The organism is Streptomyces sp. NBC_00582, from assembly GCF_036345155.1.
Classification (GTDB): domain Bacteria; phylum Actinomycetota; class Actinomycetes; order Streptomycetales; family Streptomycetaceae; genus Streptomyces.
The window spans coordinates 863,318-879,359 of sequence record NZ_CP107772.1 but is presented as its reverse complement, the minus strand read 5'-3'; the positions used below and the strand labels follow the sequence as shown (position 1 = coordinate 879,359).

The 16,042-nt window shown below is 72.4% G+C and carries 12 protein-coding genes; 8 read left to right on the top strand and 4 right to left on the bottom strand.

Translation table 11 applies throughout. The features are described from left to right. Positions 1-45: 45 nt before the first annotated feature. From OG852_RS03465 to OG852_RS03435, 7 genes are read left to right on the top strand one after another with little or no spacing between them, the layout of a single operon-like run. Complete coding sequence (locus OG852_RS03465) at positions 46-2,820, top strand: phosphoenolpyruvate synthase (protein ID WP_330347016.1); 2,775 nt, start codon at positions 46-48, stop codon at positions 2,818-2,820. Then, positions 2,817-4,469, top strand: a complete 1,653-nt coding sequence (locus OG852_RS03460; RefSeq protein WP_133916059.1) for a nucleotidyltransferase domain-containing protein — start codon at positions 2,817-2,819, stop codon at positions 4,467-4,469. Before OG852_RS03465 ends, OG852_RS03460 begins: the two co-directional genes overlap by 4 nt. 29 nt (positions 4,470-4,498) lie before the next feature. After that, positions 4,499-5,590: an SDR family oxidoreductase gene (locus OG852_RS03455; protein ID WP_133916058.1), complete on the top strand. Its 1,092-nt coding sequence runs from the start codon at positions 4,499-4,501 to the stop codon at positions 5,588-5,590. Beyond that, positions 5,587-6,531, top strand: coding sequence for a nucleoside-diphosphate kinase (locus OG852_RS03450; protein WP_133916057.1), 945 nt, complete (start codon positions 5,587-5,589; stop codon positions 6,529-6,531). Before OG852_RS03455 ends, OG852_RS03450 begins: the two co-directional genes overlap by 4 nt. Before the next feature lie 13 nt (positions 6,532-6,544). After that, positions 6,545-7,528 (top strand): ScbA/BarX family gamma-butyrolactone biosynthesis protein, encoded by a 984-nt coding sequence (locus OG852_RS03445; protein WP_133916056.1) that lies wholly within the window; start codon positions 6,545-6,547, stop codon positions 7,526-7,528. 57 nt (positions 7,529-7,585) lie between these two features. Next, positions 7,586-8,485: a hypothetical protein gene (locus tag OG852_RS03440; RefSeq protein WP_133916055.1), complete on the top strand. Its 900-nt coding sequence runs from the start codon at positions 7,586-7,588 to the stop codon at positions 8,483-8,485. Then, positions 8,482-9,135: a nitroreductase family protein gene (locus tag OG852_RS03435; RefSeq protein WP_330347015.1), complete on the top strand. Its 654-nt coding sequence runs from the start codon at positions 8,482-8,484 to the stop codon at positions 9,133-9,135. Before OG852_RS03440 ends, OG852_RS03435 begins: the two co-directional genes overlap by 4 nt. Positions 9,136-9,233: 98 nt before the next feature. Here OG852_RS03435 and OG852_RS03430 read toward each other — a convergent pair whose 3' ends face one another. Both OG852_RS03430 and OG852_RS03425 read right to left on the bottom strand, forming a co-directional pair. Next, the gene (locus OG852_RS03430) at positions 9,234-10,418 is read right to left on the bottom strand and encodes an ABC transporter permease (RefSeq protein WP_330347014.1); all 1,185 of its coding nucleotides are present in this window, start codon (positions 10,416-10,418) and stop codon (positions 9,234-9,236) included. Next, on the bottom strand, positions 10,415-11,332 hold the full coding sequence (locus OG852_RS03425; RefSeq protein WP_133916150.1) for an ABC transporter ATP-binding protein: 918 nt from the start codon (positions 11,330-11,332) through the stop codon (positions 10,415-10,417). Before OG852_RS03425 ends, OG852_RS03430 begins: the two co-directional genes overlap by 4 nt. 398 nt (positions 11,333-11,730) lie before the next feature. Here OG852_RS03425 and OG852_RS03420 point away from each other — a divergent pair, with 398 nt between their 5' ends. After that, complete coding sequence (locus OG852_RS03420) at positions 11,731-13,317, top strand: ArnT family glycosyltransferase (protein ID WP_133916054.1); 1,587 nt, start codon at positions 11,731-11,733, stop codon at positions 13,315-13,317. Between the two features lie 73 nt (positions 13,318-13,390). On the opposite strand, the gene OG852_RS03415 is transcribed toward OG852_RS03420, so the two are convergent. Together OG852_RS03415 and OG852_RS03410 are read right to left on the bottom strand one after the other, a co-directional pair. After that, the gene (locus tag OG852_RS03415) at positions 13,391-14,605 is read right to left on the bottom strand and encodes a cytochrome P450 (protein ID WP_133916053.1); all 1,215 of its coding nucleotides are present in this window, start codon (positions 14,603-14,605) and stop codon (positions 13,391-13,393) included. A gap of 42 nt (positions 14,606-14,647) precedes the next feature. After that, positions 14,648-15,856: a cytochrome P450 gene (locus tag OG852_RS03410; RefSeq protein ID WP_133916052.1), complete on the bottom strand. Its 1,209-nt coding sequence runs from the start codon at positions 15,854-15,856 to the stop codon at positions 14,648-14,650. Positions 15,857-16,042: the final 186 nt, after the last annotated feature.

Sequence of the window (16,042 nt, the reverse complement as noted above, 5' to 3'; positions counted from 1 at the left end):
GAGACTTCCGGTGAGGTCGAGCGCAAGCCATGCGGAGGAATCACGTTGTCGCTCACCACGGAATCCGAACACCAGTCCCTCGGTGTTCTGTCGCCCTCCAGCGACGAGTCCCTGATCGCCCGGTGCGCCGGCGGAAAGGGCAGAAACCTGCACGCCCTGACCGCGGCGGGCTTCCAGGTGCCGGAGTGGTCGGTGATCGGCCTCGACGTCTTCGCCGACTTCTCCCGCACCAGCGGACTCGACGAGCGTCTGGCCCGGCTGCTCGCCGACGGCTGGGACACCACGGCAGGGCGGGTCGCGGCCGAGATCGCCGCCCTCGTCGAGGCGACCCCCCTCGACGAGCGCACCGCCTCGGCCATCGCCCTGGCCTACCGGCAGGCCGGCGGCCAACTGGTGGCGGTCCGCTCGTCCGGCCAGGAGGAGGACGGCACCGAGCACTCCTTCGCCGGCCAGTTCGACAGCTACCTCAACGTCAGCGGCCTCGACGAGGTCACCGCCCACGTCCGCCGGTGCTGGGCCTCCGGATTCTCCGAACGCTCCCTGCTCTACCGGGCGCAGCGCGGGCTGCCCCCCGGCACCGCGGGCGTCGCCGTCGTCGTCCAGCGCATGGTGCCCGCGGAGCGCAGCGGCGTGCTGTTCACCGCCGACCCGACGACCGGCCGCACCGACCGCCATGTGGTCAGCGCCGTCCACGGTCTGGGGGAGGGGCTGGTCTCCGGCGCGGTCGACGCCGACACCGTCGTCCTCGACGCCACCACCGGCGAACCGCTCAGCACCGTCATCGGTGACAAGCAGGAACGCTACGACGCCGGCACCGGACCGGGCTGCACCGTGACGCCGGTCACCGACGAGGACCGCGAGGCGCCGGCCCTGACCGCCGACGACCTGGCCCTGCTGCACGCCGCCGGGGTGCGCGCCACCGCCCACTACGGCGCCCCCCAGGACATCGAATGGGCCATCGCCGACGGCACCCTGTGGCTCCTGCAGAGCCGCCCCGTCACCACCCTCGGCCCACCACCGGGCACCGCGCCGGAAGCCGAGGGGGAGCTGCGGATCTGGGACAACTCCAACATCATCGAAAGCTTCAGCGGCGTCGTCTCCCCGCTCACCTACAGCTTCGCCGCCGACACCTACGCCAAGGTGTACGAGAGCTACGCCCGCGCGCTGGGCGTCCGGGGCGACCGGCTCCGTGAGGTCCAGGAGTGGACCCCGCACCTGCTCGGCTACGTCCACGGACGGGTCTACTACAACCTGTACCACTGGTACCGCATGGTGCGCCTGGCGCCGCTGTACCCGCTCAACCGCCGGGTGCTGGAGAAGTCGCTGGGCGTCGCGGAGAGCATCTCCGACGAGACCGCCGACGCACTGCACCCCTTCACCCCCCGGCCCGGACTGCGCGGCCGTCTCTCCCAACTCGCCCGCACGGCCGTCTTCACCCGGCGCTTCCTGACCATCGGGAAGTCGGTGGAGAGCTTCCACCGCGACTTCTACCGGGCGTACGAGGTCTTCAACAACGTCGACTACGACGCGCTGCCCGGGGACGAGACCTACCGCCGCTTCCGGCGGCTGCAGAAGGAACTCATCGAGAAGTGGGGCCCCATGCAGGCCCTGGACGCCACGATCCTGCTCTCCGTCGGCCTGCTGGCCCTGCTCACCCGCCGCTGGCTGCCCGACGCCCCCGAGTGGTTCACCTGGGCCGCGGCCGCTCCCGGCGGCGACGTCGAGTCCGCCGAACCGGCCTGGGCGCTCGCCGAGCTGGCCGCGGCGGTGCGCGCCGACGACGAGGCGCGGCAGCTGCTGGAGCACACCGCCGACACGGACGCCTACCAGGCGCTGGCCGAGGCCGGACACACCGGCATCGTCGCGGCCGTCGACGCCTACGTCGCCGCCTACGGCTACCGCAGCCCCGACGAACTCAAGCTCGAGGTCCCCGACCTGTACGAGAACCCGGCCGGGTTGTTCAGCCTGCTGCGCGACGCCCTGCCGGAGAACCGGGGGAGCGGCGCGGGCGAGCACGGGGGCGAGGCCGACGCCGACGCCTACCTCGACCGGCATCTGCGCGGTCCCCGCCGCTGGGTGTACGAGCGGGTACGGCGCAAGGCCCGCGCCGCCCTCACCGACCGCGAACGGCTCCGGTTCTGCCGCACCCGCGCCTTCGGCGCCGCCAAACGGATGCTGCGCGCCCTGGGCCGCGACCTCGCCCGCGCCGGCGCCCTCACCTCCTGGGACGACGTGTTCATGCTGCGCCTGGAGGAGGTCAGGGGTGCCTACGAGGGCATGATCGCCCACACCGAGCTGAAGGACCTGGCCGCGCTGCGGCGCACCCGGCTCGCGGCGGACGCCGAGCTGCACGCCCCGGCCCGCTTCACCACCCGAGGCGCCCCGTACTGGTCGGGCAACCTGGAACGGGCCGGCTGGAGCAGCGGCCCCGCCGCCCGCAGCGGCGCCCGCGAACTGCGCGGCACCCCCTGCTGCCCCGGAGTCGTCGAAGGCCCCGCCGTGGTCACCGACACCCCCCGTGACATCGGCGGCGGCATCCTGCTCGCCTACCGCACCGACCCCGGCTGGGTGGCCGCGCTGCCCTCGGCCGCCGCGCTGGTCGTCGAACGCGGCAGCCCGCTGACCCATGTCGCCGTCGTCGCCCGGGAGTTGGGCATCCCCACGGTGGTCCAGGTCAGGAACGCCACCACCGAGATCCGCACCGGCACCCTGCTGCGCGTCGACGGCGCCGCCGGCACGGTCACCGTACTCGCCGATCCGCCCGACGGCGGCGCGTCCGCCGAGAACCCGGACACTCCCAGGACGGAGACACATCCGTGATCCTCACCGAGGACCAGCTGCAAGACCTGCTCGACAAGTCGCTCGCCGAACTCCCCCCGGGCGCCGACTGGGCCGTGGTGCTGGAGGGCTCCATCGCGGAGGGCTTCGGCAACCCCTCCTCCGACATCGACTTCCTGCTCGTCGCCCGCTCCGAGGACGACCTGCCCACCATGCCGTCGCTGCTCTTCGTCGACGGCCGCAGGGTGGAGATCCGCACCCGGTCGGTGCGCCAGCTCGCCGACCAGTTCCGCGCCCTGGAGAAGGGCGCCGGCCGCCCCGGCCGGCTCTCCGAGGATCTGCTCAACCGCTGCCAGCGGCTGCTGAACAGCCACCCGCTGCGCGGCCACGCCCTCGTCGACCAGGTCAAGTCCCTCATGCCGAAGGAGCGGTTCGCCCGGATCGCCGCCGACTGGTGGGCGCACCGGGCCCGGCAGTCCCTGCGGCACGCGACGGCGCTGCTCTGCCTCGGCGAGCCGGACGAGGCGGTCGACTGGACCCGCTCCGGACTCGTCCAGACGATCAAGTTCTGGGCGGCCGGACAGGGCGAGACCTACCTCGAACCCAAGTGGCTGTCCATGCAGCTCGACCGGGCCGACCAGCCCGCCGTACGCGACGGGTACTGGGAGCTGGAGACCACCGCCCCCGCCCCCGGCGACACCGACGCCGCCCGCGCCTACCTGACCGCCTGCCTCGCCTTCGCGGGCGAACTCGGCCTCACCGGTGTCTCCGCGCGTCCCGAGCGGCTCACCGTGGAACGCGTGGCCAAAGTGACCACCTGGCAGACCGACGCACGCGTGCACGTCGTCCGCGGACGGCGTGAGGTGTTCGCCCTCGGCGACCGCGCCGGAGCGGTCTGGCGCTCCCTGGTCCTGGGCCGGCCGCTGCCCCAGGTGCTGGCCGCCGCCTCGGACACCGGTGTCGCCGAACCGGGCAGGCTCCTGGCCACGTTCGTGCGCTACGGACTGATCCGGCTGGCCTGGAAGGGCGGCGGCACCGTCACCCCGGCGCTGCCGCTCGCCGCGCCGCCCGGACCCGTCACCCCGCCGCCGTCCACCGCCCAGCCGTTGCTGTCGGTGCGCGGCGCGGCCGTCAGCGGCCCCGAGGCCGTCGACCTGGTGCCGCTGCCCGCCGAACGGTTCGCCGCCGCCACCATGGCCCTGGTGTGGGCCAACATCGTCACCGAGAACGCCGTCGAGGACCTGACCGGCGCCCTCCAGCGAGGCCAGTGGCGGGTCGCCGAGCTCACCTCCCGCCGTGCCGTGCACGCCGCGCTGCGCGGCCTGTTCAGCGCGTACGGCGTCAACCCGCTGCCCGCCGACACCGATCTGGTCCGCCGTATCGACCTGCTGCCGCCCGCCACCCTCGCGATCCGGACGCGCGCCGAGGAACTGCTGCGCCGCACCGTCGTCTCGGTGGATCAGGGTGACGACCTCCTCGCCGATCTGCGCGACTACATCGCCCAGGTGCGCGGCACCGCGGGCGCCGACGCCTTCCCCCTCTCCTTCGACTCGGCGGACACCTGGCGGGCCACGCTGGAGCTCAGCTACGACTGGGTGCGCATCGGCGCCCACCTCGACGCGGAACTCCCCCTGGAGGAAGCCCGCGACCTCGTCGCCAGCAACGGTGCCCAGCCCCACCAGGCCGCCTGATGCCTCGCCCCCTGACGGAGGAATGATCGATGGCTGACACGATGACGGTGCTGGTCACCGGCGCCAGCGGCTTCGTGGGCGCGGAGGTGGCCGCCCGGCTCACCGGCGCGGGCCACACCGTACTCACCCTGATGCACCGCAACGGCGACATCCTCCGCAACGACGGCAGGAAACTGGCCCCCGGGCCCGGCACCCTCACCCGCATCACCGGTGACGTCACCCGTCCCGGCCTCGGGCTGAACGAGGACGACCGCAGGCTCGCCGCGACCGCCGACCGGATCGTGCACTGCGCCGCCGTCACCGACTTCGGACTGCCCGACGAGCGGTACGAGAGCATCAACGTGGGCGGCACACGGCACGTCCTGGACCTCGCCCTGGCACACCGCACCCCGCTGGTGCAGGTCAGCACGGCCTATGTGTGCGGGGTGCGCGACGGCGTGGCCCTGGAGGACGAACTCGACGTCGGACAGCGCTTCGGCAACGTCTACGAGAAGAGCAAACTGGCCGCGGAGACCATGGTCCGCAAGGCCGCCGCGGACGGCCTGCCGGTGGCCGTGGTCCGTCCCAGCATCGTCACCGGCGCCTCCCGCACGGGCCGTTGCCGCGACTTCAAGACCGTCTACCCCATACTCAAGATCATGACCCGGGGGCTGGTGCGCACCATGCCCGGCCACTACGACGCCGCGCTGGACCTGGTGCCGGTCGACCACGTCGCCGACCTGGTCACGGAGGCCACCACCCGCTTCGAGGACGCCGAGGGCCTCACCCTGCACGCGGTCGGCCACCTGCTGACCCTGCGCGACTTCTCCGACGTCCTCGCCGAGTACCCGTCGTTCCAGGTGACGCGGTTCGTCCCGCCGACCACGTTCTCCGCGTCGGCCCTGCCCGACCGCGAACGCCCCTACTACGACCGCGTCGTCTCCCTCTACGACACCTACCTCCAGCGGCGCATCCGCTTCGACGACAGCCGGGCCGCCGCCTTCAGCGGCCGCCGGGTGCCCCTGAGCGGACGCCCCTACCTGCGCCGCCTCCTCGACCACTGCCTGAAGGTCGGCTACCTCGGTGCGCCCCCGCCCCGGGATGCGGCCGCCGCCCCTTCGGACGGGAGCACCGCACGATGACCCACGCCGACCACCCCGAGCCGGTGCACGGCATCCGCGTCTCGCCCCTGCTGACCTGCCACCCCGAGAAACAGCGGCTCTACGGCGCGGACACCTACTACCAGGAGAGCTACGAACAGCTCGCCGCCCTCACCGACGACGCCACCGGCTTCGCCCATCGCCACGCCGCGCTGCTGCTGAAGCCCGACGCCGTGGTGGCCCGGAGGCTGGACGCGGCTGTGGAGTGGCTGGCCGAACAGGACTTCCGGATCGTCGGCGCGGCGATCACCCGGCTGACCCGGACCATGATCCGCTCCCTGTGGTACTTCCAGTGGAACCTCGCCACCCCCCACCGCAGGCGGCTCGCCGCGCTGTTCCTGGAGGACGCGGACGCCCTCGTCCTGCTCGTCCGCCCCGGGCGCGACAGCGACATCCCGGCCTCGGTCCGCCTCACCCTGCTGAAGGGGCCCACCGACCCCGAAGCCCGGGTGCCCGGCCAGCTCCGTCACCTGCTGGGCCGCTACAGCTACCTGCTCAACCTCGTGCACACCCCCGACGAACCCGCCGACGTGCTGCGCGAGCTGGCCGTGCACTTCGACCACGCCGAGCGCGACCGCCTCTTCCGCTCAGCGCTGGCGGACAAGGACCGAACCGGCCACGCGCTGGACCTGGCCGACGAACTGTACGCGCACACCAAGCCGCGCGACCTCGACTTCGAGCCCGCCGTCGAACGCCTGCGCGCCGCGCTCTCCGGCCGACCCGGCCTCGACCCCGCCGCCACCCCGCGTCAACTCCTGGAACACGCCTGGGAGCACGGCCTCGACATCGATCCGTGGGACACGGTCGTCGTCGGATCCAAGGTGCTCCCCATGCGGCAGCCCGGTCGCGCGCCGGTGCTGGACGGGGCCGGCGTCGACCAGTGGCGCCGTCACCTGGACGCCGTCCGCGGCGCCCTGAACTGAACGAGGAGCCGCCATGCAGTTCGCCCGGACACTCCCGAAGGAGCTGGTGCACCGGGCAGCGATCGCCGAGGTCTTCCTGACCGACGCGGAGCGCCTCGGCGAGGACGAGATGCGGCTGGCCGCACAGCTTCCCCGCCTCCACCCCTTCTACGACGACGTCCTCGGCCCCCGCACGCACCACGACCCGCTGCTGGTGCTGGAGGCCTGCCGCCAGGGCATCTTCGTGGTGGCCCACCGCTACCTCGACATACCCCTCGGCCACAAGTTCCTGTTGCGGACGGTCGAGTACGAGGTGCCCGAGCCCGCCGCCCTGATCCGCGGAGACACCCCCACGGAAGCGGTCATCGGCGTCCGCGTCGAGCACCGGATCCGCGACCGGAGCGGGGTGACCGGGCTGCGGCTGCGGTTCACCGCGACGATCGGCGCCCGGGAGGCACTCCTCGCGCGCATCGACTACTCGTGGATGCCACCGCAGGTGTGGAGCCGCCTGCGGGCCGGGCAGCGGCACGCCCTCGGCCTGGCCGACCCTCCTGTCGCGCTGCCCGGACAACCCCTGGACCCGGGCCGGGTCGGCCGCCGCAACCGGGCCAACGCGGTGATCACACCACCGCACACCGCCCACGACGGCGTCCGCTCGGCCCGTGTGGTCGCCGAGACCACCCACCCGACGCTCTACGACCACTGGGTCGACCACGTTCCCGGCATGCTGGAACTCGAGGCCTTCCGGCAACTCGCCCTGACCGCCGCCGTGGTCGAGGGCGCGGTGCGCGCGCCCACGGCGCTGCCCGTCCGCCTGCGGGCCCGCTTCCGCCGCTTCGCGGAGATGGACCTCCCCCTGGAGTGCCGGACCGCTCCGGTCGTGCCGGGAGCCGACATCGAGTGCACCCTGCGCCAGCCCGGCGCCCTGGTCGCCGACGCCCGCATCGGGTTCGCCGACCGCGACCCGGCCGGCCCGGCGGGCGTCCTGGCGAGCCCGGCGGCCCACGCCCGTGTCTGAGCCGCCCGCCACGACGCGGCACACCGGAACCCGGACCCGAGACGGAGGACACCCGCAGTGAGCACCGTCGCCGTGCCCCGCATCCCCGGCCGGCTGGGCCGGTTCGTGCTGCGCATGTTCCGGCCCCACATCTACGCCACCTACGGCCTGCTGTGGGTGCTCGCCCTGGAGGGCTCCGCCGTATCGCTGACCGGTACGGCCTGGCGGCCCACCGGGGCCACCTGGGTCCGGGTCGTCAGCGTCGTCCTCGCGCTGCTGTTCCTGCGGATGCTGGACGAGCAGAAGGACCTGGCGTACGACCGTGTCCACCACCCGGACCGGCCGCTGGTCACCGGCGCGATCACCGTCGGCGAGCTGCGCGGTGCGATGGCCGCCCTCACCGCGGTGGCGGTGGGCCTGAACGCGGCGCTGTCCACGACGGCCGTCCTGCTGATCCTGGCCGCTCTCGGCTACGGCCTGTTCCTCGCCGCCCTGGAACGCCTCTCCGCGGCGGTGCGCGACCGGCAACTGCTCAACCTCGCGGTCACCTACCCGGTGCAGGTGCTGCTCGGTGTGTATGTGTACGGGTCCCTGGTCGCCGCCGGGACCGTCACCGCCGACGGGCGCGGGGCGTTGCTGCTCGCCCTGTGCGCGTGTGTGTTCCTGCACTTCGAGTTCGCCCGCAAGACCGCCTGGGAGGCGGAGCCCGGCGCACGCCTGTACTCGGCCGACCTCGGCCCCCGGCGCAGCGCGGCGGTCACCGCCGCCCTCGCGGCCGGGGCGGTCGCCTGCCAGGTCGCCCTGTTCGCCCCGGACGGCGTGCCCGGGCTGCTGCCCTGTCTGACGGCGGTCCTGCCGGCCTGGGGCGCCCGACGGTTCCTGACCGCGCGCCGCGGCGGCTGGCCCCTGCTCACCGCGATGGGCTTCGTCGTGACGACGTACCTCGCCCTGGCCGTCCGGGCGGTGCTGCTGCCGTGACCGATCCGCCGCGCCTGTCAAGTGAGGAACTGCTGACCACGACCCGTTCCGTACGGCGCGGCCTGGACCTGGAGCGCCCGGTGGACCCGGAACTGGTCAAGGACTGCCTGCGCGTCGCCCTGCAGGCCCCCAACGGCAACAACCGCCAGAGATGGCACTGGCTGATGCTCACCGATCCGCGGATCCGCGCCGCCGTCGCCGAGGTCTACCGGGCCGCCTTCGACGACCGCAACGGCGCCGCCCTGCGCCGGCTGGACGAGCAGCCCGAGGGAACCCGCTCCGTCCTCACCGGCGCGAGGCTGCTGGCCGAGCGGCTGCACCGGGTGCCCGTCCTGGTCATCCCCTGCCTCGAAGTGGCCGACGGCCGCCTGCCGGAGGGCAACCAGGCCGGGTTCTGGGGTTCGCTGCTGCCGGCCGCCTGGAACTACGCGCTGGCCGCCCGCAGCCGGGGCCTGGTCACCGCCTGGACGGCCGTCCATCTGGACCGTGAGCGGGAGGTCGCCGAGCTGCTGGGCCTGCCGCCCACCGTCCGCCAGGGAGCCCTGCTGCCCACGGCCTATCCGCTGCGCACCGCCTTCCGGCCGGGGCCGCGGCGACCGCTCGAAGAAGTCCTGCACCACGACGGGTGGCAGGGCGGCGACCGCGACTGACCCCCGCACCCGTGCGTGCGGCGGTGGTGAGACACACGTTCGGGCCCTCTGCCGCACCCACGCGGCAGAGGGCCCGAACGTCGTCCGTCAGCGCCGGCTCATCCTTCGTTCCACTTGAAGAACCGCAGCGTCACTCCGGTCACCACGGCGGCGAAGGCCAGCATGCCGCCCATCGTGGGCAGCACGTCGAGCACACCGCCGTCCCGGCTGAGCACCGACTCGCCGCCCTCCACGAGATAGTGCAGCGGCATCACGTACGAGAGCGCCCTCACCCACTCGGGGGCGCTGTCCAGCGAGAAGAACGATCCGGACAGGAGCGACATCGGCAGCACCAGCAGCTGGGCGAGACCGCCCGCCGACTCCTCGGTCTTGGTGAGCGAGCCGATGAGCAGGCCCAGCGACATCAGCGCCAGCGTCCCGCACACCACCAACGGCACCACCAGCCACCAGTTGCCGGTCAGCTGGAGACCGAAGTACGGCAGGGTCGCCACCGCCAGGAACAGGGCCGTCTGCGTGAGTGCCATGAGCATGGTCATGGAGATACGGGCGGCCACCACCTCCCAGGGGCGGATCGGCGACAGCTGCATCCGCTGGAGGATCTTCTTGCGGCGCAGCGTCACCAGCGTCAGGGCGGTGCTGAACACCGCGCTGGTGGCCACGGCGAAGCCCAGCAGACCCGGGGTCAGGTACTGGATGGGCTTGACCGAGTCGTCCTCGACCTGACTGGCCTTCAGCGTGTACTTGGCGGTCATACCGGTCGCGGCCAGGTTCGCCTGCTCCAGCACCGCGTTCAGCGTCGCTCGGGCCGAAGCCCCCTTGACCGAGTCGGCCAGGCTGTAGCGCAGCACGACGGTGTCACCGTCCTGCTCCACCAGCGCGTCGTAGTCCCCCTTGCGCACCTTCTCCAGCGCGGCCGACTCGCTGGTGACCTTGGTGATCGTGGCCGCCTTGGAGAGCTGGTCCCGCTGGTCCCCGGTGAGCGAGTCGAGCACCTGCACCTGGCCGACCTGGGCCACCTTGATGTGCGAGGTCCCGTCGCTCTTGAACAACGAGCCGAACAACATCAGGAACAGGATGGGGAAGACCATCAGGAAGAAGATCGTGCCCTTGTCCCGCAGGACGCTCAGGATCATCGCCCTGGCCAGCTCGCGGATCGGGTTCAGCCGTCTGTCCTTGACGGGGCCCTTGCGGCCCGGACCGGCCTTGACCGCCGTTTTCTCCTGCTCCGCCGAGGCCTTCGTGGCCGTCCCGGGGGAGCGGGAGGACGTCTCGTCGATGCTCACGCGCGGTACTCCCGTCCGGTCAGCTGGAGGAAGACGTCCTCCAGGGTGGCGCCGCGCACCTGAAGGCTGCGCAGTGCCCGGTGGTCGGCCAGGATCGACAGCACGGGGCCGGGGGAGTGGGTGGCGATCGACAGCGTGATCCCGTCGTCCTCCACCGCCGCGTTCTCCACCCCGGCCGACACCAGACGGTCACGCAGGGTGTCCGCCTTGATCAGCCCGGACTCCACGCTCACCCGCACCATGTCGTCGAGTTCGCGGATCAGGGCCGCCGGCGCGCCCGTCTTGAGCACCCTGCCCCTCTCCATCACTGACACCCGGTCGCAGAGCATCTCGGCCTCGTCCAGGTAGTGCGTGGTGAGGACCAGGGTGCGGCCCTCCGCGTTGACGTCCCGCAGCAGGTCCCACAGATTGCGGCGGGCCTGCGGGTCCAGACCGGCGGTGGGCTCGTCCAGGAAGACGATCTCCGGGTCGTGCACCAGACCGCAGGCGATCGACAGCCGCTGCGCCTGGCCGCCGGAGAGCTTGTCGGCCGGTACCTCGCCGAACTCGGTGAGGCCGACCCGCTCCAGCATCGCGTCGGCCTGCCGGACACCGACCCGGTAGAAGGACGCGAACAGGTAGATGGTCTCGCGCGTGGTGAGCTTGTCGAAGAACGACGACGCCTGGAACTGCACGCCGATGCGCCTCAGCAGCCGGGGATTGCGCGGCCAGGGGCTCTCGCCGAACAGCTCGATCCGCCCCTCGTCGGGCTCGCGGACGCCCTCCAGAATCTCCAGGGTGGTCGTCTTTCCCGCGCCGTTGGGACCCAGGATGCCGTAGAACTCGCCCGCCTCGATGTGCAGCGAGACTCCGTCGACGGCCTGGATGTCCCCGTACCGCTTGCGGACGCCGTCCGCGACGATCGCCGCCGTCATGACGCGCACGCCCTGACCGTGCGGGCCCGCGATCCGGTCCCGCCGCACATGAACTGAAGGTCCATCACTCGACTGTCGTCTCTCCGTGATCGGTTGAGGGATCGGGCCGGGCCGGAGGGAGTGACAGGGCGCCGCGAAAGCGTCCACCGCAGGTCGGCCGGGCAGGGGCCCGAACCGCGATACGAGCGGACTGGGCCGTCGGGCGGTTCGGGGTCTCCACACCAGCACAGCCGCGACGGCCGGGGCCACCGAGGGCGCCGAAGACTAGGGAATCGCCCCTACTCCCGGGCCGGTAAAGGGGAACACCCCGTTCCGGCGTGGGCCGCCGACCGTAGGTTCGAGGCGCAGAGCACCGCGGTGCCCTCCACCGCGAACCCGACAGGATCGAGGAAGCGACGATGCCCCCCACAGCCCGGGACCGGGCGACCCACCGCGACGGCGGGTACCGGCCTCCCGGAGCCACCCCCCGTACCCGTACCCCCGCCGTACCGTCGGCGGCCGTTCCTCCCCCACCTCTGGCCCTGCTGCCCGTGTGCGTCGTGGCCTGCGCCACCGCGGCCCTGCTGCTGCTCACCGCGGACCGGTTCGGCTACTTCAGCGACGAGCTGTACTTCCTCGCCGCCGGCCGCAGCCCCGCCTGGGGGTACGCCGACCAGCCCCCGCTGCTGCCCCTGCTGACCCACGCCCTCGACACCGTGTCCCCCGGCTCGCTCGTGGCGCTGCGCGCGCCGGCCGCGGCCCTCACCGGGCTCGGGGTGCTGACGGCCGCCCTCACCGCCCGGGAGCTGGGCGGCCGGCGAGCGGCCCAGCTCGCCACCGCCGGTGCGTACGCCGTCTCGCCGGTCATGCTGCAGATGGGCCATCTGCTCATCACCGCCACCCTGGACATCTTCCTGACCACGCTCGGCGTCTGGCTGCTGGTGCGCTGGGTCCGCACCCGGCGCGACCGGCTGCTGCCCCTGCTCGGCCTGACCGCCGCGGTCTCCCTCCAGGTCAAGTTCCTCAGCGTCGGCCTCTGGGCCGTGCTGCTCGTGGCCCTGCTCCTCGCCGGGCCCCGGGACCTGCTGCGCCGCCCGCTGCTGTGGGCCTCGGCGGTGGGCGCCCTGCTCACCGCCGTACCGGGACTGCTGTGGCAGGCCCGCGCCGGCTGGCCGCAACTGGCGATGACCGAGGTCATCGCCCAGGAGGTCGCCACCGAGGAGGGCGGCCGGGCCATGTTCCTTCCCACGGTCCTCGCGGCCGCCGGACTGGCCGGAGCGGTCCTCCTGTGCTGTGGGCTGGGATGGCTGCTTTTCGCCCCTCGGGCCCGCTCCCACCGGTTCCTCGCGCTGACCTTCGTGGGACTGTGCGCCTGCTACCTCGTCGTCCACGGACGGCCCTACTACGTCGCCGGGCTGTTCGCCGTCCTGTGGGCGGCGGGCGCCACCGGGCTGCAGGAACTGCGCGCCACCCGCCCGCGCCTGTGGTCGACCGCAGCGGTCTACCTGGCGTCGGCGGTCCTGGCGGTGCAGGTGCTGCCGCTCTACCCGGTCCAGCGGCTCTCCCGGCCCTCCGCCGACCGGCTGGCGATGGAAACCGTCGGCTGGCCCGACCTGGCCGCCTCGGTGGCCCGGGTCCACCGCGGGCTCCCCGCCGACCTGCGCCGCGGGGCCCTGCTGATCACCGACCGGTACGACCAGGCGGGCGCCCTGGACCGGTTCGGCCCGCGGCTCGGTCTGCCGCGACCGTACAGCGGCCACCGCGGCTACTGGTACCTGCGCCGCCCGGCCGACGACACCGCGACCGTGGTCTTCGTCGGCGCGGACGCCCGCTATCTGCGGCAGTTCTTCACCAGCGTGCGCCGACGCGGCACGGTCACCAACGCGGACCGGGTGCACAACCTCAACTGGGGCACCCCGATATGGGTCTGCCAGGGCCTGCGCCGGCCCTGGCGCACGACGTGGCCCCGGATGTCCCACCTGAGCGCCTCGTCGGCGACGCGCTAGGTGTGTTGTCCCGGGACGGAACCGCGGGCCGCCCCTGTCCGGGACGGCCCGCGGCTCGGCTACGGGGGTGCGGTCACCCCCAGGTGACGGGAAGCGCGTACACGCCGTAGTGCATCGCCTTGTCGCGCAGCGGGATCTCCTGCGGATCGGCCGCCAGCCGCAGGTCCGGGAAGCGGTCGAAGAGCTTCTGGAAGCCGATGCGCAGGGTCGCCCGGGCCAGATGCTGCCCCAGGCACTGGTGGATGCCGAAGCCGAACGCCAGATGGCGCCGGGACGGCCGGGTGACGTCGAAGACCTCCGGGTTCTCGAACTGCTCCGGATCCCGGTTGGCGGCCGGCAGCGACAGCACCACCGTCTGCCCGGCCTCGATGGTCCGGCCGCCGATCTCCACGTCCTCCAGCGCCACCCGGCTCGCGCCCATGTGGGAGATCGTCAGATAGCGCAGCAGCTCCTCCACCGCCCGCTCCATCAGCTCCGGCTGCTTGCGGACCTTCTCCAGCTGCTCGGGATGCTCCAGCAGCGCGAACGTGCCGAGACCCAGCATGTTCGGAGTGGTGTCCAGCGCGCCGCCGATGGTGATCCAGGCGATGTTCGCCAGCTCCTCCTCGGTCAGCTCACCCGTTTTGACCAGCTTCCCGAGCAGCTTGTCGTTGGGCTCGGCGAACAGGTCCTTCACGACACGGGCCAGCGTCTGGTCCAGCGCCGTGTTGTGCTCGACGAACTCCTCGAGCGTGTAGTCGATCCGCATGATCGCCGAGAAGTGCCGGTCGAGCTCGGCGATGTCCTCCTCCGGCACACCCATCACCGAGTGCACCGACCGGTACACGACCTTCTGCACGAACACCGGCAGCAGATCCACCGGCGGCTGGAGACCGGCCATCTCGTCGAGCACGTCGTCGATGATCCCGGCCAGCGTCGGCTCGTACTCCTGGATCTTGCGGACCGTGAAGAAGCCCGTCAGCAGCCGCCGGTAGCGGGTGTGGTCCGGGGCGTCCATCCGGACGAAGGAACCCGGTCCCGACGGCTGCGGCTCGTACTTCTCCACCTCGAACGGCGGTGACGCCACCAGCGCCAGCAGCTCCGCTCGGTGACTGAACCGGGGGTCGGTCATGATGGCCCGCACATGGTCGTGCCGGGTGACCAGCCAGCCGTCGTCGCGGCCCGGCGCGATGTCGAAGGTGACCGGGCTGATCGGCTCCTCCTCGCGCAGCCGGCGGTACTCCGGATCGGGGTCGAAGGGGCAGGTGCGATCGGTCGGTATCACTGGTGGTTTCGGCTCGTAGGCCATGAGTCCTCCGTCTGGTGGTGTGCGTCCGCCCGGGTGCGCCGCTCAGGCCCGGCGGACCGTCAGGGGCAGCCGCCGAAGACCGAAGACGTTGACCCGGTTGTCGAAGTAGGACAGCGGCGCGTCGCGGTCGACCCGGATGTCGGCATAGCGGTCGAGCATCAGGTTGAGCGCGATCTGACCCTCCATACGGGCCAGCGGCGCGCCCAGGCAGTAGTGGATGCCGTGCCCGAAGGCGAGCTGTTTGGCGTTGGAGCGGCCCGGCAGGAAACGGTCCGGCTCGGGGAAGACCCGCTCGTCGCGGTTGGCGGACAGCAGCCAGAGGTAGACCATCGCGTTCTCCGGGAGCTTCTCCCCGGCGATCTCCACGGGAGCCGTCGGCACCCGTTCGATCTTGAGGAACGGCGGCCGGCAGCGCAGCACCTCCTCGGTGAACGGCGCGATCCTCGCCCGGTCGGCCCGCAACTCCGCCTGCAGGCCCTCCTCCAGGTCGAGCGTCAGCAGCATGTTGCCGAGCAGCACGGCGGTGGTGACATGGCCGGCGAGCAGCAGCAGCGCGGCGAAGCTCACCACGTCGTCGTCGTTCAGGCTCTCCCCGTCGACCTCGGCGCGTACCAGCAGGCTCATCAGGTCGTCGTACTCGCGCGCCCGCCGCTCGGCGACATGCCGCCGCAGATAGGCGTCCAGCTCCTGCACGGTCCGGCCCATGACCTCGGCACCCTCGGGCGTCTCCCAGTCCACGGTCAGCAGGTTGTCGGCCCACACCTGGAACAGCGGGCGGTCCGACGGCGGGACGCCGAGCAGGGAGGAGATCACGATGACCGGCAGCGGGTTGGCGAACGCCTCGATCAGGTCGAAGCGGTCGCCGCCGTCGAGACCGTCGAGCAGCTCGGTGGCCACCTCGGTGATCCGCGGGGTCAGCTCGTTGATCATCTTCGCGGTGAAGACCTTGCTCACCAGCCGCCGCAGCTTGCCGTGCCGGGGCGGGTCCAGCAACAGCAGCGTGCCGCCCGGCGGTTGCCGTTCGCCGCCCGACAGCCGGGTCACCGTGTCCGAGGAGAAGGCCGCAGGGTCGGCGGTGATCCGCTGGACGTCCTCGTGACGGAAGACGTGGTACCGGCCCGCCGGATCGAGCCACACCGGCCGCTCGTCGCGCATCCGCCGCAGCCAGGCCAGCAGGGTCGCACCACCGTCGAGACCCACCTCGGGCGGCGCGGCCACCTCGGGGCCGACAGGAGCGGGCACGGCAGTCATCAAGAACCCCTCTCGTAGGGCGGACCGCACGGGAGGCGGGCCGGGAGCGGCCTCAGCGCAGCACGCCGGGCGAAACGAAGGCCAGGAAAGCCGCGCAACTCTAGGGATTTGCCGGTGCCGCCCGCCGCCGGGCCGGTGCCATGGGCAACTAGGGGATTTTTCAGAGTCGGAGGTCAAGCGGCCGTG